At 64.3% G+C, this 18,011-nt stretch carries 12 protein-coding genes and 4 tRNA genes; all 16 read right to left on the reverse strand.

The features are described 5' to 3' along the window. Nucleotides 1-75: 75 nt before the first annotated feature. Entirely contained in the window at nucleotides 76-2,196 is a 2,121-nt protein-coding gene (gene fusA, locus JI752_RS04270) for an elongation factor G (protein WP_216959680.1), read from the reverse strand. A 147-nt stretch (nucleotides 2,197-2,343) separates the two neighbouring features. Further along, nucleotides 2,344-2,811: a 30S ribosomal protein S7 gene (gene rpsG, locus JI752_RS04275; RefSeq protein WP_216959683.1), complete on the reverse strand. Its 468-nt coding sequence runs from the start codon at nucleotides 2,809-2,811 to the stop codon at nucleotides 2,344-2,346. Between the two features lie 56 nt (nucleotides 2,812-2,867). Then, nucleotides 2,868-3,242: a 30S ribosomal protein S12 gene (gene rpsL, locus JI752_RS04280; protein WP_216959686.1), complete on the reverse strand. Its 375-nt coding sequence runs from the start codon at nucleotides 3,240-3,242 to the stop codon at nucleotides 2,868-2,870. A 310-nt stretch (nucleotides 3,243-3,552) separates the two neighbouring features. Continuing rightward, nucleotides 3,553-7,779 carry a DNA-directed RNA polymerase subunit beta' gene (rpoC, locus tag JI752_RS04285; RefSeq protein WP_216959689.1) on the reverse strand — a complete coding sequence of 1,409 codons (4,227 nt, stop codon included), beginning with the start codon at nucleotides 7,777-7,779 and terminating at the stop codon, nucleotides 3,553-3,555. Between the two features lie 95 nt (nucleotides 7,780-7,874). Further along, the gene (rpoB, locus tag JI752_RS04290; protein ID WP_216959692.1) at nucleotides 7,875-12,041 is read right to left on the reverse strand and encodes a DNA-directed RNA polymerase subunit beta; all 4,167 of its coding nucleotides are present in this window, start codon (nucleotides 12,039-12,041) and stop codon (nucleotides 7,875-7,877) included. Between the two features lie 384 nt (nucleotides 12,042-12,425). Further along, nucleotides 12,426-12,797 carry a 50S ribosomal protein L7/L12 gene (rplL, locus tag JI752_RS04295; protein ID WP_216959694.1) on the reverse strand — a complete coding sequence of 124 codons (372 nt, stop codon included), beginning with the start codon at nucleotides 12,795-12,797 and terminating at the stop codon, nucleotides 12,426-12,428. A 63-nt stretch (nucleotides 12,798-12,860) separates the two neighbouring features. After that, nucleotides 12,861-13,394: a 50S ribosomal protein L10 gene (rplJ, locus tag JI752_RS04300; RefSeq protein ID WP_216959697.1), complete on the reverse strand. Its 534-nt coding sequence runs from the start codon at nucleotides 13,392-13,394 to the stop codon at nucleotides 12,861-12,863. Nucleotides 13,395-13,731: 337 nt separating this feature from the next. Next, a complete protein-coding gene (gene rplA, locus JI752_RS04305) occupies nucleotides 13,732-14,430 on the reverse strand; it encodes a 50S ribosomal protein L1 (protein ID WP_216959700.1) in 699 nt (232 codons plus the stop codon). Between the two features lie 4 nt (nucleotides 14,431-14,434). Further along, a complete protein-coding gene (gene rplK, locus JI752_RS04310) occupies nucleotides 14,435-14,863 on the reverse strand; it encodes a 50S ribosomal protein L11 (RefSeq protein WP_137835422.1) in 429 nt (142 codons plus the stop codon). A 177-nt stretch (nucleotides 14,864-15,040) separates the two neighbouring features. Further along, nucleotides 15,041-15,610, reverse strand: coding sequence for a transcription termination/antitermination protein NusG (nusG, locus tag JI752_RS04315; protein WP_216959702.1), 570 nt, complete (start codon nucleotides 15,608-15,610; stop codon nucleotides 15,041-15,043). A 5-nt stretch (nucleotides 15,611-15,615) separates the two neighbouring features. Further along, the gene (gene secE / locus JI752_RS04320) at nucleotides 15,616-15,993 is read right to left on the reverse strand and encodes a preprotein translocase subunit SecE (protein WP_216959706.1); all 378 of its coding nucleotides are present in this window, start codon (nucleotides 15,991-15,993) and stop codon (nucleotides 15,616-15,618) included. 86 nt (nucleotides 15,994-16,079) lie between these two features. Beyond that, nucleotides 16,080-16,155: transfer RNA gene (locus JI752_RS04325), tRNA-Trp, on the reverse strand. A 163-nt stretch (nucleotides 16,156-16,318) separates the two neighbouring features. Continuing rightward, on the reverse strand, nucleotides 16,319-17,509 hold the full coding sequence (tuf, locus tag JI752_RS04330) for an elongation factor Tu (RefSeq protein WP_216959677.1): 1,191 nt from the start codon (nucleotides 17,507-17,509) through the stop codon (nucleotides 16,319-16,321). A gap of 48 nt (nucleotides 17,510-17,557) precedes the next feature. Continuing rightward, a tRNA-Thr gene (locus tag JI752_RS04335) sits at nucleotides 17,558-17,633 on the reverse strand. Between the two features lie 35 nt (nucleotides 17,634-17,668). After that, nucleotides 17,669-17,742: transfer RNA gene (locus tag JI752_RS04340), tRNA-Gly, on the reverse strand. An 81-nt stretch (nucleotides 17,743-17,823) separates the two neighbouring features. Continuing rightward, a tRNA-Tyr gene (locus JI752_RS04345) sits at nucleotides 17,824-17,909 on the reverse strand. Nucleotides 17,910-18,011 lie beyond the last annotated feature (102 nt).

Here is an 18,011-nt window from a genome sequence, read left to right on the forward strand (position 1 = left end):
CTCTTTAAAAATGAATTGCTTGTTGATCTTGCTTGTCGCGAGGCCGGCAAGCCGGCCTCGCCAGAGGTGTCACGCTCAGCCGCCCTTCTTCATCACCGCGTCGGCGATGTTGGTCGGGGCTTCGGCGTAGTGATCGAACTCCATCGTGAACGTTGCGCGGCCCTGCGACATCGAACGCAGCGACGTCGCGTAGCCGAACATTTCGCCCAGCGGCACCATCGCGTTGATGACCTTGCCCGACGGGCTGTCGTCCTGACCGGACAGCAGACCACGACGACGGCTCACGTCGCCCATGACGTCGCCGACGTAGTCTTCCGGCGTCACGATCTCGACCTTCATCATCGGCTCGAGCAGGACCGGATCCGCCTTGCGGAAGCCTTCCTTGAACGCCATCGACGAAGCGAGCTTGAACGCCATTTCCGACGAGTCGACGTCGTGGTACGAGCCGAACACCAGCTTGACCTTGACGTTCACGACAGGGAAGCCAGCCAGCGGACCGCTGGTGATGGTTTCGCGCAGGCCCTTCTCGACCGCCGGGATGAATTCCTTCGGAATCACGCCGCCGGTGATGTCGTTGACGAACAGGAAATCGTTCTCGACATCCGGGTTGGCGCGATCGGCTTCGTTCATCGGCGACAGCTCGATCACGACGTGACCGTACTGACCCTTACCACCCGACTGCTTGGCGTGCTTGTAGTCCGACTTCACGTCCGACTTGCGGATCGTTTCGCGGTAAGCCACCTGCGGCTTGCCGACGTTCGCTTCCACGTTGAACTCGCGGCGCATGCGGTCGACGATGATGTCCAGGTGCAGCTCGCCCATGCCGGCGATGATCGTCTGGCCGGATTCCTCGTCGGTACGAACGCGGAAGCTGGGATCTTCCTGAGCCAGACGGCTCAGGGCCATGCCCATCTTTTCCTGGTCCGACTTGGTCTTCGGCTCGACGGCCATCGAGATGACGGGCTCCGGGAACGTCATGCGCTCAAGCGTGATGATGTGATCGCCCGAGCACAGCGTGTCGCCCGTCGTCACGTCCTTCAGGCCCACGGCGGCAGCGATGTCGCCCGCGCGCACTTCCTTGATCTCGTCGCGCTGGTTGGCGTGCATCTGCAGGATGCGGCCGATGCGCTCCTTCTTCGACTTGACCGGGTTGAACACCTGGTCGCCGGAGTTGAGCACGCCCGAGTAGACGCGGAAGAACGTCAGCGCACCGACGAACGGGTCGGTCATGATCTTGAACGCGAGCGCCGAGAACGGCTCGGAATCGGACGCCTTGCGGCTGTCTTCCTTGTCGTTCTCGTCGATGCCCTGCACCGGCGGACGATCGGCCGGCGACGGCAGCAGGTTGATCACGCCGTCGAGCATGGCCTGCACGCCCTTGTTCTTGAACGCCGAACCACAGAACACCGGAACGATCTCGACCTTCAGCGTGCGCATGCGCAGGCCTTCGACGATCTCGGCCTCGGTCAGCTCGCCTTCGGAGAGGTACTTCTCCATCAGCTCTTCGGTGGCCTCGGCGGCGGCTTCGATCATGAAGCTGCGCGCGCTCTCGGCCTTCGCCTGAAGGTCGGCCGGAATGTCGCGGTACTCGAACTTGGTGCCCTGCGAAGCGACATCCCAGTGGATGGCCTTCATCTTGAGCAGGTCGACCACGCCCTCGAAGCCGTCTTCGGCGCCGATCGGCACCTGCATCGGAACAGCGTACGCGCCCAGGCGCGACTTCAGCTGCTCGACGACCTTGTCGAAGTTGGCACCGGTGCGGTCCATCTTGTTGACGAACGCCATGCGCGGCACGGAGTACTTGTTGGCCTGACGCCACACGGTCTCCGACTGCGGCTGCACGCCGCCCACGGCGCACAGCACGAACACCGCACCGTCGAGCACGCGCAGCGAACGCTCGACTTCGATGGTGAAGTCGACGTGGCCGGGGGTGTCGATGATGTTGAAGCGGTGCTGCGGCAGGGATTTGTCCATGCCGGTCCAGAACGCGGTCGTCGCGGCCGACGTGATCGTGATGCCGCGCTCCTGCTCCTGCTCCATCCAGTCCATCGTCGCGGCACCTTCGTGCACTTCGCCGATCTTGTGGCTGACACCGGTGTAGAACAGGATGCGTTCGGACGTGGTGGTCTTGCCGGCATCGATGTGGGCCATGATGCCGAAGTTGCGGTAACGCTCGATGGGAGTGGTGCGAGCCACGGGACCCTCTCGTAAGTTTTCGAATTCCAGATGGCCAGATGCCGGCTCGTGGCCGGCGTCCGGTTCGCATGGCGGCTGTCTTGCCGCCGCGGCAGCTCAGCGGGCTGCCGGGGCTGACGCCCCCTATATGGGGGCGCCTCGCTCAGATCACCAGCGGTAGTGGGCGAACGCCTTGTTCGCTTCCGCCATGCGGTGGGTTTCTTCGCGCTTCTTGATAGCGCCGCCACGGTTTTCCGAGGCGTCCATCAGCTCGGCCGCAAGCTTGCGCGGCATCGAGTTTTCGCCACGCTTGCGGGCCGATTCGATCAGCCAACGCATCGCCAGCGCCATGCGGCGCGAGGCGCGCACTTCGACCGGCACCTGGTACGTGGCACCACCGACGCGGCGGGACTTCACCTCGACGGCCGGGGACACGTTGCCCAGCGCCTTCTCGACCAGCTCGAGGGCGTTGGGGTTCTTCTCGCCGATGACTTCCATCGCGCCGTAGACGATCTTCTCGGCGACCGACTTCTTGCCGCTCTGCATGACCATGTTGATGAAACGGGCGATCGTCTCGCTGCCGTGCTTGGGATCGGGCAGGACCGAACGCTGAGGGGTGGAACCTTTACGCGACATGGTGCGTACCTATTCTCGTGATTCTTGTACGGGGCCGCCGGAGCGACCAACCGGGATTAGGACTTCGGACGCTTGGCGCCGTACTTAGAGCGACCCTGGCGACGCTTGGTGACGCCGGCGGCGTCGAGCGAACCGCGCACGGTGTGGTAACGCACGCCCGGGAGGTCCTTGACGCGACCGCCGCGGATCAGCACCACCGAGTGCTCCTGCAGGTTGTGGCCTTCGCCGCCGATGTACGAGATGACCTCGTAACCGTTGGTCAGACGCACCTTGGCCACCTTGCGCAGCGCCGAGTTCGGCTTCTTCGGGGTGGTCGTGTAGACGCGGGTGCAAACGCCACGACGCTGCGGGCAGTTCGCGAGCGCCGGCGAGGCGCTCTTGTAGGTTTCAGGGCTGCGCGGCTTGCGCACCAGCTGATTGATCGTCGCCATCTGGAACTCTTTGAAGAAAGACCGGATCGGCCTTTGCGTGGAAAAAACCAAACGGCATGCAGGGACACCCGGCACACCGAGACGAAAAAGTATAGCCCGCGTCAGACGTCACCGTCAACGCGGACTAAACCGGATGCCCCGCTCGGCCATCTGAGCGGCCACGACATGGGGCTTCACTGCGATCCCGCCCATCCTGGGCCGAACACGAGGGCCATCCTGGCACCTCATTTCGTGATCTGGGCGGCCCCACGTGGGGGCCGCCAAAGTGCCGGGATTGTACCGGCTATTGCACTTCGATGGAACCCGCGCCTCAGGAGGCGCTGGACTCCTCGCCTTCGACGTCCGCGGTCTCGACCGGCTCGGCGGCGGTCGTCACCGGGCCCGCGAGGGTCTCCAGCTCCGATTCCGTCAGGCCCGTGGCGCCGCGACGGCGCTGGGTGTGGTACGCCAGACCAGTACCGGCCGGGATCAGGCGACCCACGATCACGTTTTCCTTCAGGCCACGCAGGCTGTCGCGGGTACCGCGGACGGCCGCCTCGGTCAGCACGCGGGTGGTCTCCTGGAAGGAGGCCGCCGAGATGAACGACTCGGTCGCCAGCGAGGCCTTGGTGATGCCCAGCAGGACCGGCTCGAAGCCGGCCAGGATCTCATTGCGGGACGCCAGCTTGGCGTTCTCCTCGATGAGACGCTGACGCTCGACCTGCTCGCCGTTGAGGAACTTGCTGTCACCCTGGTCGGTGATCTCAACCTTGCGCAGCATCTGGCGAACGATCACCTCGATGTGCTTGTCGTTGATCTTCACGCCCTGCAGGCGGTAGACGTCCTGGATTTCCTTGGTCAGGTACACGGCCAGCGGCTCGACACCCAGCAGGCGCAGGATGTCCTGCGGGCTCGGCTCGCCGTCCACCACGGTCTCGCCCTTCTCCACGTGCTCGCCTTCGAACACGATGATCTGGCGGTACTTCGGGATGAGCTCTTCGTGCTCGTTTCCGTCGGTGTCCTTGATGATCAGGCGCTGCTTGCCCTTGGTGTCCTTGCCGAACGAGACGATGCCCGAACGCTCGGCCAGCACGGCCGGATCCTTCGGCTTGCGGGCTTCGAACAGGTCGGCCACGCGCGGCAGACCGCCCGTGATGTCGCGGGTCTTGGACGCTTCCTGCGGGATCTTGGCGACCACGTCGCCCACGCCCACCGGCGCGCCGTCCTGCAGGTTCACGATCGAGCGCGGCGGCAGCAGGTACTGCGCCGGCAGGTCGGTACCCGGGATCGACAGGTCCTTGCCGTTCTTGTCGACGATGCGGACGATCGGACGCAGGTCCTTGCCCTGCGAACCGCGACGCTTCGGATCGGTGATCTCGCGCGAAGCCAGGCCGGTCAGTTCGTCGGTCTTCTCGATGACGGTCACGCCGTCGACGAAGTCGATGAAGCGAACGAAGCCCGCCACTTCCGACACGATCGGGTGGTTATGCGGATCCCAGTTGGCGACGGTCTGGCCGGCCTTGATCTCCGCGCCGTCCTTGACGTTGACGGTCGCGCCGTACGGCAGCTTGTAACGCTCGCGCTCACGGCCGTGGCCGTCGAGCACCGACAGTTCGCCCGAACGCGAGACCGCCACCAGGTTGCCGCTGGCGTGCTCGACGTGCTTGAGGTTGTTGAACTTGATCGTACCGGTGGTCTTCACCGTGACGTTGTCGATCGCAGCCGCACGCGACGCCGCACCACCGATGTGGAACGTACGCATCGTCAGCTGGGTACCCGGCTCACCGATCGACTGCGCGGCGACGACACCGACCGCTTCGCCGTGGTTGACCAGGTGACCACGACCGAGGTCGCGACCGTAGCAGTGCGAGCACACGCCGAAGGAGCTGGAGCAGGTGATCGTCGAGCGCACCTTGATCGACTGGACGCTGGCGTCCTCAAGCTTCTGCACCCAGGCTTCGTCGAGCAGCGTGTTGCGCGTGACGATCGGTTCCTCGTCATTGCCCGGCAGGAACACGTCCTCGGCCACAACGCGACCCAGCACGCGATCACGCAGCGGCTCGACCACGTCGCCGCCTTCGACGATCGGGGTCATCGTGAGGCCTTCCAGCGTGCCGCAATCGCTCTCGGTGATCACCACGTCCTGCGCCACGTCGACGAGGCGACGGGTCAGGTAACCCGAGTTCGCCGTCTTCAACGCGGTATCGGCCAGACCCTTACGGGCACCGTGGGTCGAGATGAAGTACTGGAGAACGTTCAGGCCTTCGCGGAAGTTCGCGGTGATCGGCGTCTCGATGATCGAGCCGTCCGGCTTGGCCATCAGGCCGCGCATACCGGCCAGCTGACGGATCTGCGCCTGCGAACCACGCGCGCCGGAGTCGGCCATGATGTAGATCGAGTTCATCGACTTCTGGTCGATGGTCTCGCCCTTGGCGTTCTCGACCTTCTCGGTGCCGATCGCGTCCATCATCGCCTTGGCCACGCGCTCGTTCGTGCGCGACCAGATGTCGACGACCTTGTTGTAACGCTCACCGGCGGTGACCAGGCCCGACTGGTACTGCTCCTGGATTTCCAGGACTTCGGCTTCGGCCTCGTCCAGGATGCCCTTCTTCTCGACCGGGATCAGCATGTCGTCGATGCCGATGGAGACGCCGGCGCGCGTTGCATACGCGAAGCCGGTGTACATCAGCTTGTCGGCGAACACGACCGTGTCCTTCAGGCCGAGCATGCGGTAGCACGAGTTGATCAGGCGGCTGATGTTCTTCTTGGTCAGCTCGACGTTGGTCAGCGCGAACGGCAGGCCTTCCGGCAGGATTTCACGCAGCAGGGCGCGACCCACGGTCGTGTCGACGATCGAGGTCTTCTGCTCGCTGGTGCCGTCCTCGTTCTTCACCGTCTCGGTGATACGCACCTTGCACTTGGCGTGCAGCTGGACGGCTCGATTGTCGTAGGCGCGCTTCACTTCGGCGACGTTGGCGAACACCATGCCCTCGCCCGCCTTGTTCTCAAGGCCGCGGGTCATGTAGTACAGGCCGAGCACGACGTCCTGCGACGGCACGATGATCGGCTCGCCGTTCGCCGGCGACAGGATGTTGTTGGACGCCATCATCAGCGCACGCGCTTCCAGCTGGGCTTCCAGCGAGAGCGGCACGTGGACGGCCATCTGGTCACCGTCGAAGTCGGCGTTGAACGCGGTGCAGACCAGCGGGTGCAGCTGGATCGCCTTGCCTTCGATCAGCACCGGCTCGAACGCCTGGATGCCCAGGCGGTGCAGCGTCGGCGCGCGGTTCAGCAGGACCGGATGCTCGCGGATCACTTCTTCCAGGATGTCCCACACCTCGGCCTCTTCGCGCTCGACGAGCTTCTTGGCGGCCTTGATGGTCGTGGCCAGGCCACGGCGCTGCAGCTTGGCGAAGATGAAGGGCTTGAACAGTTCCAGCGCCATCTTCTTCGGCAGGCCGCACTCGTGCAGGCGCAGGGTCGGGCCGACCACGATGACCGAACGGCCCGAGTAGTCCACGCGCTTGCCGAGCAGGTTCTGGCGGAAGCGACCCTGCTTGCCCTTGATCATGTCGGCCAGCGACTTGAGCGGGCGCTTGTTGGTGCCGGTGATGGCACGGCCGCGACGGCCGTTGTCCATCAGCGCGTCGACCGATTCCTGCAGCATGCGCTTCTCGTTGCGCACGATGATGTCGGGCGCATTGAGCTCAAGCAGGCGACGCAGGCGGTTGTTGCGGTTGATGACGCGGCGGTACAGGTCGTTCAGGTCGGAGGTCGCGAAGCGGCCGCCGTCCAGCGGAACCAGCGGACGCAGGTCCGGCGGCAGCACCGGCAGCACGGTCATGACCATCCACTCCGGACGGTTGCCGGACTCGAGGAAGGCTTCGACCAGCTTGATGCGCTTGGTGAGGCGCTTGAGCTTGGTTTCGCTGTTGGTGGCGGCGATCTCTTCCTTCAGCGTCACCATTTCCGACTGCAGGTCGATCGTGCGCAGCAGCTCGTACACGGCCTCGGCGCCCATCGCGGCTTCGAAGTCGTCACCATGCTCCTGACGCGCCTGCAGGAACTGCTCTTCGGTGAGCAGCGTGCCGCGCTCCAGCGCGGTCAGGCCCGGCTCCGTCACCACGTAGGCTTCGAAGTACAGGATGCGCTCGATGTCACGCAGCGTCATGTCCAGCATCAGGCCGATGCGGGACGGCAGCGACTTCAGGAACCAGATGTGCGCGACCGGCGAGGCCAGGTCGATGTGGCCCATGCGCTCGCGGCGCACCTTGGCCAGCGTCACTTCCGTGCCGCACTTCTCGCACACCACGCCGCGGTGCTTCATGCGCTTGTACTTGCCGCACAGGCACTCGTAGTCCTTGATCGGACCGAAGATGGCGGCGCAGAACAGGCCGTCGCGCTCCGGCTTGAAGGTGCGGTAGTTGATCGTTTCCGGCTTCTTCACTTCGCCGTAGGACCACGAGCGAATCAGGTCCGGCGAGGCGAGCGCGATCTTGATCGCGTCGAAGTCGATCGCCGCGCGCTGCTGGTTGAAGAGGTTGAGCAAGTCTTTCATGTCTTTCTCCAATCGGAGGAATTCGTCGATGGGCTGTAGTTCGCTGAATCAATGAAACGGGAGACGCGCGAGTCGCTGCGTTTCCCGCCCACCGGTCAGGTCTCTTCCAGCTCCATGTTGATCGCGAGCGAGCGGATTTCCTTCACCAACACGTTGAAGGACTCCGGCATGCCGGCCACCATTTCGTACTCGCCATCGACGATGTTCTTGTACATCTGGTTGCGGCCCTGCACGTCGTCGGACTTCACCGTCAGCATTTCCTGCAGGGTGTAGGCCGCGCCGTAGGCTTCCAGCGCCCAGACTTCCATTTCGCCGAAACGCTGGCCGCCGAACTGCGCCTTGCCGCCCAGCGGCTGCTGGGTGACGAGCGAGTACGGACCGGTCGAACGCGCGTGCATCTTGTCGTCGACCAGGTGGTTCAGCTTCAGCATGTGCATGTAGCCGACGGTGACCTTGCGCTCGAACGCTTCGCCGGTACGACCGTCGAACAGTTCGGTCTGGCCGCTGGACGGAAGTTCCGCCAGTTCCAGCATGCGCTTGATCTCGGACTCGGCCGCACCGTCGAACACCGGCGTCGCCATCGGCACGCCGTCGGTCAGGTTCTTCGCCAGGCGCAGCAGTTCCTCATCGGTGAACTGCGTCAGGTCGACACGCTCACCCACCACATTGTTGTCGTGGTTGTAGATGTCGTTGAGGAACTTGCGCAGCTCGCTGATGGCCTGCTGTGCATCCAGCATGCGCTGGATCTTCTGGCCCAGGCCCTTCGCGGCCCAGCCCAGATGCACCTCGAGGATCTGGCCGATGTTCATACGCGACGGCACGCCCAGCGGGTTCAGGACGATGTCGACGGTCTGGCCGTCGGCCGCGTACGGCATGTCCTGCACCGGCACGATGGTCGACACGACACCCTTGTTGCCGTGACGGCCGGCCATCTTGTCGCCCGGCTGGATGCGGCGCTTCACCGCGAGGAACACCTTCACCATCTTCAGCACGCCCGGAGCGAGGTCGTCGCCCTGGGTGATCTTGCCGCGCTTGTCGGCGAAGCGCTTCTCGAACTCCGCCTTGTGCACTTCGATCTGCTTCTGCGCGCGCTCGATCGCCTCGACGGCGTCGTCGTCCTTCATGCGCAGGGTGAACCAGTCCTTCTTCGACAGGCCATCGAGCACCAGCGAGGTGACGGTGTCGCCCTTCTTCAGGCCACCGCCGCCGTTGGCGGTCTTGCCAACCAGCTGCGTCTTCAGGCGGTCGTAGATGGCCGCTTCGAGGATGCGGTACTGGTCGTCGAAGTCCTTCTTGACGCGACGGATCTCGTATTCCTCGATCTGGCGCGCGCGCTTGTCCTTCTCGATGCCGTCGCGGGTGAAGACCTGCACGTCGATGACGGTGCCGTCCATGCCCGGCGGCACGCGCAGCGAGCTGTCCTTAACGTCGGACGCCTTCTCGCCGAAGATCGCACGCAGCAGCTTCTCTTCCGGCGTCAGCTGGCTCTCGCCCTTCGGCGTGACCTTGCCGACGAGAATGTCGCCCGCACGCACTTCAGCGCCGATGTACACCACGCCCGACTCGTCGAGGCGGTTCAGCGCCTGCTCGGAGACGTTCGGGATGTCGGCGGAGATTTCCTCCGGACCCAGCTTGGTGTCGCGCGCGACGCAGGTCAGCTCTTCGATGTGGATCGTGGTGTAACGATCCTGTTCGACCACGCGCTCGGAGAGCAGGATCGAGTCTTCGAAGTTGTAGCCGTTCCACGGCATGAACGCGACCAGCATGTTCTGGCCCAGCGCCAGCTCGCCGATGTCGGTCGAGGGACCGTCGGCCAGCACGTCGCCGCGCGCGACCACGTCACCCACGTTCACCAGCGGACGCTGGTTGATGCAGGTGTTCTGGTTGGAACGCGTGTACTTGATCAACGTGTAGATGTCGACGCCGGCGTCGGTCTCGCCGACGATCTCCGACTCGTTCACCTTGACCACGATGCGGCCGGCGTCGATCTGTTCGATCACGCCACCACGACGTGCATTGACCGTCACACCCGAGTCGCGCGCCACGGCGCGCTCGATGCCGGTGCCGACCAGCGGCTTCTGCGCACGCAGCGTCGGCACGGCCTGGCGCTGCATGTTCGCGCCCATCAGTGCGCGGTTCGCGTCGTCGTGCTCGAGGAACGGCACGAGCGCCGCGGCGACCGACACGGTCTGCATCGGCGAGACGTCCATGAAGTGGATCTCGCTCGGCGGACGCAGCATCGACTCGCCCTGGTAACGGCAGGCGACGAACTGGGCGGTGATGTGGCCCTTGTCGTCGGCCGGCGCGTTGGCCTGCGCGATGACGTACTCGTTCTCTTCGATCGCCGACAGGTACTCGACCGCGTCGGTGATGCGACCGTCCACGACCTTGCGGTACGGCGTCTCGAGGAAGCCGTACTTGTTGGTGCGGGCGAACACGGCCAGCGAGTTGATCAGGCCGATGTTCGGGCCTTCCGGCGTCTCGATGGTGCAGACGCGACCGTAATGCGTCGGGTGCACGTCGCGCACTTCGAAGCCGGCGCGCTCGCGGGTCAGGCCGCCCGGGCCGAGGGCCGACACGCGACGCTTGTGCGTGACTTCCGACAGCGGGTTGTTCTGGTCCATGAACTGCGACAGCTGCGAGGAGCCGAAGAACTCCTTGATCGCGGCGGCCACCGGCTTGGCATTGATGAGCTCCTGCGGCGTCAGGCCTTCGGACTCGGCCATCGACAGGCGTTCCTTCACGGCACGCTCGACGCGGACCAGGCCGACGCGGAACACGTTCTCGGCCATTTCGCCGACCGAACGCACGCGACGGTTGCCCAGGTGATCGATGTCGTCCACCACGCCGCGACCGTTGCGGATCTCGGTCAGCACGCGGATGACGTCGAGGATGTCCGACGTGTTGCCGCACTCACCGCGCAGGCGCACGGACTCTTCGTCCTTGCGCTCGGCGAAGTACTTGGCGTCGTACAGCACCGAAGCGCCCTCGGTGGCCTTGCGGCCGAGGCGACGGTTGAACTTCATGCGGCCCACGGCCGAGAGGTCGTAGCGCTCGAAGGTGAAGAACAGATTGTGGAACAGGTTCTGCGCGGCGTCCTTGGTCGGCGGCTCGCCCGGACGCATCATGCGGTAGATCTCGACCAGCGCTTCCAGCTGCGTCTTGGTCGCGTCGATGCGCAGGGTGTGCGACAGGTAGGCGCCACGATCCAGATCGTTCACCCACAGGGTGCCGACGGACTCGATGCCGGCCTTGCGGAACGCGGCCAGCTGGTCTTCGCTGATCTCGTCGTTCGCGGTGGCCAGCAGTTCGCCGGTCTTCGCGTCGACGACATCGTGCGAGAGGATGCGGCCGACGAGGTACTCGTCCGGCACCGCGAGGGCAGCCACGCCGGCCTGCTCGAGCTGCTTGACGTGACGCGCGGTGATACGACGACCGGCTTCGACGATGACCTTCTCGCCGTCGGCCAGGTCGAAGTTCAGCGTTTCGCCGCGCAGGCGCTCCGGCACGAGCTCCAGCTGCACGCCTTCGTTCGGATCGACGTGGAACGTGTTGATCTCGAAGAACTCACGCAGCATCTCTTCGTTGTTGTAACCGAGCGCGCGCAGCAGCACGGTCACCGGCAACTTGCGGCGACGGTCGATACGGGTGAACAGTGCGTCCTTCGGGTCGAACTCGAAGTCCAGCCACGAACCGCGGTAAGGAATGATGCGGGCGCTGTACAGCAGCTTGCCCGAGCTGTGCGTCTTGCCACGGTCGTGGTCGAAGAACACGCCCGGCGAACGGTGCAGCTGCGAGACGATGACGCGCTCGGTACCGTTGACGATGAAGGTGCCGTTGTCGGTCATGAGCGGAATCTCGCCCATGTAGACCTCCTGCTCCTTCACGTACTTGATGGCCTTGGTCGACGACTCGCGGTCGTAGATCACCAGGCGCACGGTCACGCGCAGCGGGGCGCCGTAGGAGAGACCCCGGTTGCGGCACTCGCGCTCGTCGAACGGGGGATCGCCGAGCTTGTAGCCGACGTATTCCAGCGCGGCATTGCCGCTGTAGCTGACGATCGGGAACACCGACTTCAGCGCGGCATGCAGACCGCGGTCGGCGCGCTTGGACGGATCGGTGTGTTCCTGCAGGAACTCGCGGTAGGAATCGACCTGGATGGCCAACAGGAAGGGCACTTCAAGGATCGACTTACGCTTGCCGAAGTCCTTGCGGATGCGCTTCTTCTCGGTGAACGAATAATTCGTGGACGCCGTGGTCATGTGAGCTGCCGCCTCGGGTTTTCTTGATGCCGGGATTCGGGATTCGGGACTCGGGATTCGCGTGGTACGCAGGCGTGTCGGCCGGCGGAGGCTATGCAGGTTCGGCCCGTTGCGGCGCCGTGCGTGCTCAGTTTGCGAATCTCGACTCCCGAATCTCGAATCCCGTGGGGAAGTGAACTGTCAGTTGGAAGCCGCGGGTATTGCCGGCACCCGCACGCCCTCTAATGCTGCTTCCAACTACCAACTCGGTTGGGTTTTCGTCCGATCCGTAGCCGCGAACCGGGGTCTTGCTACAACGGCCAAAGGCCGGGGGCTCTCGCCCCCAGCCTTCAGGTGGTCGCCGGTACTGCGCTCTCGGTCAAGAGCAGGCGACGCGGGTGCTGCTTACTTGAGCTCGACGGTCGCGCCAGCGGCCTCGAGTTCCTTCTTGAACTTCTCGGAGTCTTCCTTCGACACGGCTTCCTTGACGGTCTGCGGAGCACCTTCGACGAGGTCCTTCGCTTCCTTCAGGCCCAGGCCGGTGATGGCGCGGACGGCCTTGATGACCTCGACCTTCTTCTCGCCGGCGGCCTTCAGGATGACGTTGAACTCGGTCTGCTCTTCGACCGGGGCAGCGGCGACGGCCGGACCGGCAACAGCAACCGGAGCAGCGGCGGTGACGCCGAACTTGTCTTCGATCGCCTTGACCAGGTCCATAACCTGGCTGATGGTCATGCCGGCAACGGCGTCGATGATCTGTTCGTTGGACAGGGACATGTTGTTAACCTCTGGAAATTTTTGAACTTACGAATGTGTTCAGTCGCGTGAACGAAGCGGCGATCAAGCCGTCTCGGTCTCGGCTGCGGCTTCTGCGGTTGCTTCGCCGCCACCCTGCTTGTCGGCCACGGCCTTGACGGCGCGGGCGAACATGGTGACCGGCTCGGCCAGGACGCGGGCCAGCATGGCCAGGGCCTGTTCGCGGGTCGGCAGCGAGGCGAGAACTTCGACGTGCGAGCCCGGATAGAGCTTGCCGTCGATGGACACGACCTTCGCCTGCAGCTTGTCGTTGGTCTTGGCGAATTCCTTGATCAGACGCCCGGCAGCACCGGGGTCTTCCGACGAGAACGCGTACAGCAGCGGACCGACCAGTGCATCCTTCGTGCACTCGAAGTCCGTGCCTTCGACGGCGCGCGCGGCCAGGGTGTTCTTGACAACCTTCAAGAACACGCCGGATTCGCGAGCCTTCTTGCGCATCGCGGTCATCTGACTGACCGTGGTGCCTGCGTACTCGGCAGCAACCAAGGAGTGGGCCTTCGAAGCGACTTCCGCCAGTTCGGCGACTACTTCTTGCTTCTGGGACAGATTGAGAGCCATTGCACTCCTCCAAATGAACTCCGCTCACGGCTCCAGCCGTTTGCGGTCCTGGGCGGCACCGGATCCATGGCGCCGGGGATGTTGAGACATCCCGGTGGTGGCCACTCCAGAAAAATTTCCAGAAGGCACCATCTACGCAGGCCGACCCGGAGGGGTCCGGATTAAGCAGCCCCGCTTCCACCGACGGCGATTCCTTGCCATGTCGAGCATCCCTGCCCGTCGCCGGTAGGCGCTGACCGCACCTGCGGTCTTTGACGGCTGCCGCCCCGATCGGGACCGGGGCGACGCCCTCAAAACTTGCTACCGACGGTTCGACACACCGTCGGCATGAAACGAATTACTTCAGCGTCAGCGAAGCCTGGTCCACGGTCACGCCGGGGCCCATGGTCGAGCTGATCGAAATCTTCTGCAGGTACTGGCCCTTGGCCGTCGCCGGCTTGGCCTTGATCAGGTCAAGCAGCAGCGCGTGCAGGTTGTCCTTCAGCGAAGCGTCTTCGAACGAGGCCTTGCCGATGGTGCAGTGGATGATGCCGGCCTTGTCGGTGCGGTAACGCACCTGGCCGCCCTTGGCGTTCTTGACGGCTTCGGCCGGGTTCGGCGAAACGGTGCCGACCTTCGGGTTCGGCATCAGGCCACGCGGACCGAGAACCTGACCCAGCTTACCGACGACGCGCATGGCGTCCGGGGTGGCGATGACGACGTCGTAGTTCAGGTCGCCGGCCATCATCTTTTCGGCCAGATCGTCCATGCCGACGGCTTCGGCGCCAGCGGCCAGGGCCTCGTCGGCCTTCGCGCCCGCCGGAGCGAACACGGCCACGCGGACCGACTTGCCGGTACCGGCCGGAAGCACGGTCGAACCGCGCACCTGCTGGTCGGACTTCTTGGCATCCACGCCGAGACGCACGGCCACGTCGACGGACTCGACGAACTTGGCCTTGGTCGCGGTCTTGATGATCTTGATGGCTTCGTCGATGGCGTAGGTCTTGCCGGGGACGACAGCGGCCTTGATGGCCTTTTCGCGCTTGGTCATTGCCATGTTCTTAACCCTCCACCACCAGACCCATGCTGCGGGCCGAACCCGCAATCGTCTTCACCGCCGCGTCGAGGTCGGCCGCCGTCAGGTCGGCTTCCTTCTGCTTGGCGATCGCTTCCAGCTGGGCGCGGGTGACCTTGCCTACCTTCTCGGTGTTCGGGCGCTTGGAGCCGGAGGCGATGCCCGCGGCCTTCTTCAGCAGCACCGAAGCCGGGGTCGACTTGGTGACGAAGGTGAACGTACGGTCGGAGTACGCGGTGATGATGACCGGGGTCGGCAGACCCGGCTCGAGCTTGGAGGTCGCGGCGTTGAAGGCCTTGCAGAACTCCATGATGTTCAGGCCGCGCTGACCGAGGGCCGGACCCACCGGCGGCGACGGATTGGCCTGACCGGCCTTGACCTGCAACTTGATGTAACCGACTACTTTCTTAGCCATTTCTTCCTCTCCGGGTGCAAGCGCCTGGACCTCAGGCTCCCCATCGCGCCGGGAAAATCACGTGTCCCGACATCACGTTTTGACTGAAAAATGCCGCTGACACGGCAACGGCCGCCCCGTGGCGGCCGGCCTTCCGGCCCGCGCCCAAGGCAGCGAGCCGATAAGTATAGCAGGGTTTTAGGCCTTTTCGACCTGGCCGAATTCCAGCTCAACCGGGGTCGAGCGGCCGAAGATGAGCACCGCCACGCGCAGGCGACTCTTCTCGTAGTTGATTTCCTCGACCACGCCGTTGAAGTCGTTGAACGGGCCGTCGATGACGCGAACCATCTCGCCCGGCTCGAACAGGACCTTGGGCTTGGGCTTCTCCACGCCTTCCTGAACACGCTGCAGGATGGCATCGGCCTCACGGTCGGCAATCGGGAGCGGGCGATCGGCGGTACCGCCGATGAAGCCCATCACCTTCGGGGTCTCCTTGACCAAGTGCCAGCTCTCGTTGTCCATGCGCGGGATGCCCGCCTCGTCATGGGTCGCGATCTGGACCAGGACGTAGCCCGGGAAGAACTTGCGCTCGGAACGACGCTTCTGGCCGGAGCGCATCTCCACGACTTCTTCCGTCGGGACGAGCACTTCACCGAACCGGTCCTGCATGCCGTCGCGGACGATGCGGTCGCGCAGCGCCTGCGCCACGGACTTCTCGAAGCCCGAGTAGGCGTGGACGACATACCACCGCTTGTGCACTTCGCTCATTAGCTTTACTGCCCCAGGATTAGCTTGACCAGGAACTGGATGAGCAGGTCCATGGCTGCGAGGATCAGACTGAGGACGGCCACCGCGATCATCACCACCCAGGTGGTGCGCATGGCTTCCTGGCGGGTCGGCCAGACGACCTTGCGCAGCTCGAAGCGCGACTCGGAGAGGAACTCGCGAGTCTGCAGGCCCTTGCCGCTGGTCAGGAAGACGCCGGCACCCAGCACCAGGCCGGCCGCCACGGCCAGCGCGCGGATCGGCCCCGCCCACTGATCGAAGTAGATGTACGCGGCCACGCCAGCGGCGACCAGCAGCAGCGCCAGTGCGTACTTGACGATGTCGCCGGCAGAGGCGGACCCGGGTTGTTCGACCTTGCTGTTCATCCGATCCATCGCGCGGCACGCGCGCCGCGTGTGTTGTGGGAAAGACCGACCACGTCTGACCGGCTTCTGCGGAAGATCCGCATGGGTGGCACGCCAGGAGGGACTCGAACCCCCAACCTGCGGTTTTGGAGACCGCTGCTCTGCCAATTGAGCTACTGGCGTATGGAACCTAGTGTATGGGTTTTCTTAAGACGGCGAAGGCGGACCGAAGCCCGCCCTGCCGATCTTCCGGTTTCGGGACCGCAGGGCGGGTCCGATGACCGGGCCCCGGCTTCCGCCGGGATGAAATCCAAACCCCGCGCGCCGAAGCGCACGGGGTCGGTTGTTACTTGAGGATCTTCGCCACGACGCCGGCGCCGACCGTACGACCGCCTTCGCGGATCGCGAAGCGCAGGCCTTCGTCCATCGCCACCGGGTTGATCAGTTGCACGACCATCTTGATGTTGTCGCCCGGCATGACCATCTCGACGCCTTCCGGCAGCTGCACCGCGCCGGTGATGTCCGTCGTGCGGAAGTAGAACTGCGGGCGGTAGCCCTTGAAGAACGGCGTGTGGCGGCCGCCCTCGTCCTTCGACAGCACGTACACCTCGGCTTCGAACTCCGTGTGCGGGGTGATCGAACCCGGCTTGGCCAGCACCTGGCCACGCTCCACGTCGTCACGCTTCGTGCCGCGCAGCAGCAGGCCCGCGTTGTCGCCCGCCTGGCCCTGGTCCAGCAGCTTGCGGAACATTTCAACGCCCGTCACCGTCGTCTTCTGCGTCGGACGGATACCCACGATTTCGATTTCGTCGCCGACCTTGATGATGCCGCGCTCGATACGACCGGTCACCACGGTGCCGCGGCCCGAGATCGAGAACACGTCTTCCACCGGCATCAGGAACGGCTTGTCGACGTCACGCTGCGGCTCCGGAATGAACGTGTCCAGCGCTTCCACCAGCTTCAGGATCGCCGGCACGCCGATTTCCGACTGGTCGCCTTCCAGCGCCAGACGCGCCGAACCCTTGATGATCGGGGTGTCGTCGCCCGGGAACTCGTACTTGGTCAGCAGCTCGCGGACTTCCATCTCCACCAGCTCCAGCAGCTCGGCGTCGTCCACCATGTCGGCCTTGTTCAGGAACACGACGATGTACGGCACGCCCACCTGGCGCGACAGCAGGATGTGCTCGCGCGTCTGCGGCATCGGGCCGTCTGCGGCCGAGCACACCAGAATCGCACCGTCCATCTGCGCCGCACCCGTGATCATGTTCTTCACGTAGTCGGCGTGGCCCGGGCAGTCCACGTGCGCGTAGTGACGGTTCGGGCTTTCGTACTCAACGTGCGCCGTCGAGATCGTGATGCCGCGCGCCTTCTCTTCCGGCGCCGCGTCGATCGCGTCGTACGCCTTGAACTCGCCGCCGAAACGCTCCGCACCCACCTTCGTCAGTGCCGCCGTCAGCGTCGTCTTGCCGTGGTCGACGTGACCGATCGTGCCCACGTTCACGTGCGGCTTGGTGCGCTCAAACTTACCCTTGGCCATGACTGTCGACTCTCGCTTAAGGACGGTGTGCAGGTGGTGCGTAAAAGTTGGTGCTCACGAAAGGAATCGAACCTTCGACCTCCTCCTTACCAAGGAGGTGCTCTACCGACTGAGCTACGTGAGCAAGTTGTTCCAGCAGTTTGTCTGTCGCGGCATCAATGGAGCGGGAGACGGGAATCGAACCCGCACCATCAGCTTGGAAGGCTGAGGTTCTACCATTGAACTACTCCCGCGCCGGACAAACCTGCTTGGGTACTGCGCCGGTGGATGGTAAGTCCGCCGGTTTTTCCACCAGTCTAGCGACCGGGTGAAGCTGGTGGAGGGAGGTGGATTCGAACCACCGAAGGCGTAAGCCAGCAGATTTACAGTCTGCCCCCGTTGGCCGCTTGGGTATCCCTCCAAAAGAGCCCGCAATTTTGGGACTGGACGCCGAAGTTGTCAACGCGTTTCAGACATCAATTTTCGCGCGATGCACTCTTCCGCGTCTCCCGCCCCTCCGGCC

The sequence above is a fragment of the Lysobacter sp. MMG2 genome, assembly GCF_016735495.2.
Taxonomy (GTDB): Bacteria; Pseudomonadota; Gammaproteobacteria; order Xanthomonadales; family Xanthomonadaceae; genus Lysobacter_J.

Bases quoted from the DNA above. Each gene is read 5' to 3' on its own strand.
- rpsG (WP_216959683.1), bottom strand. From the start codon at position 2,811: ATGTCGCGTAAAGGTTCCACCCCTCAGCGTTCGGTCCTGCCCGATCCC.
- rpsL (WP_216959686.1), bottom strand. From the start codon at position 3,242: ATGGCGACGATCAATCAGCTGGTGCGCAAGCCGCGCAGCCCTGAAACC.
- rpoC (WP_216959689.1), bottom strand. From the start codon at position 7,779: ATGAAAGACTTGCTCAACCTCTTCAACCAGCAGCGCGCGGCGATCGAC.
- rpoB (WP_216959692.1), bottom strand. From the start codon at position 12,041: ATGACCACGGCGTCCACGAATTATTCGTTCACCGAGAAGAAGCGCATC.
- rplL (WP_216959694.1), bottom strand. From the start codon at position 12,797: ATGTCCCTGTCCAACGAACAGATCATCGACGCCGTTGCCGGCATGACC.
- rplJ (WP_216959697.1), bottom strand. From the start codon at position 13,394: ATGGCTCTCAATCTGTCCCAGAAGCAAGAAGTAGTCGCCGAACTGGCG.
- rplA (WP_216959700.1), bottom strand. From the start codon at position 14,430: ATGGCAATGACCAAGCGCGAAAAGGCCATCAAGGCCGCTGTCGTCCCC.
- rplK (WP_137835422.1), bottom strand. From the start codon at position 14,863: ATGGCTAAGAAAGTAGTCGGTTACATCAAGTTGCAGGTCAAGGCCGGT.
- nusG (WP_216959702.1), bottom strand. From the start codon at position 15,610: ATGAGCGAAGTGCACAAGCGGTGGTATGTCGTCCACGCCTACTCGGGC.
- secE (WP_216959706.1), bottom strand. From the start codon at position 15,993: ATGAACAGCAAGGTCGAACAACCCGGGTCCGCCTCTGCCGGCGACATC.
- tuf (WP_216959677.1), bottom strand. From the start codon at position 17,509: ATGGCCAAGGGTAAGTTTGAGCGCACCAAGCCGCACGTGAACGTGGGC.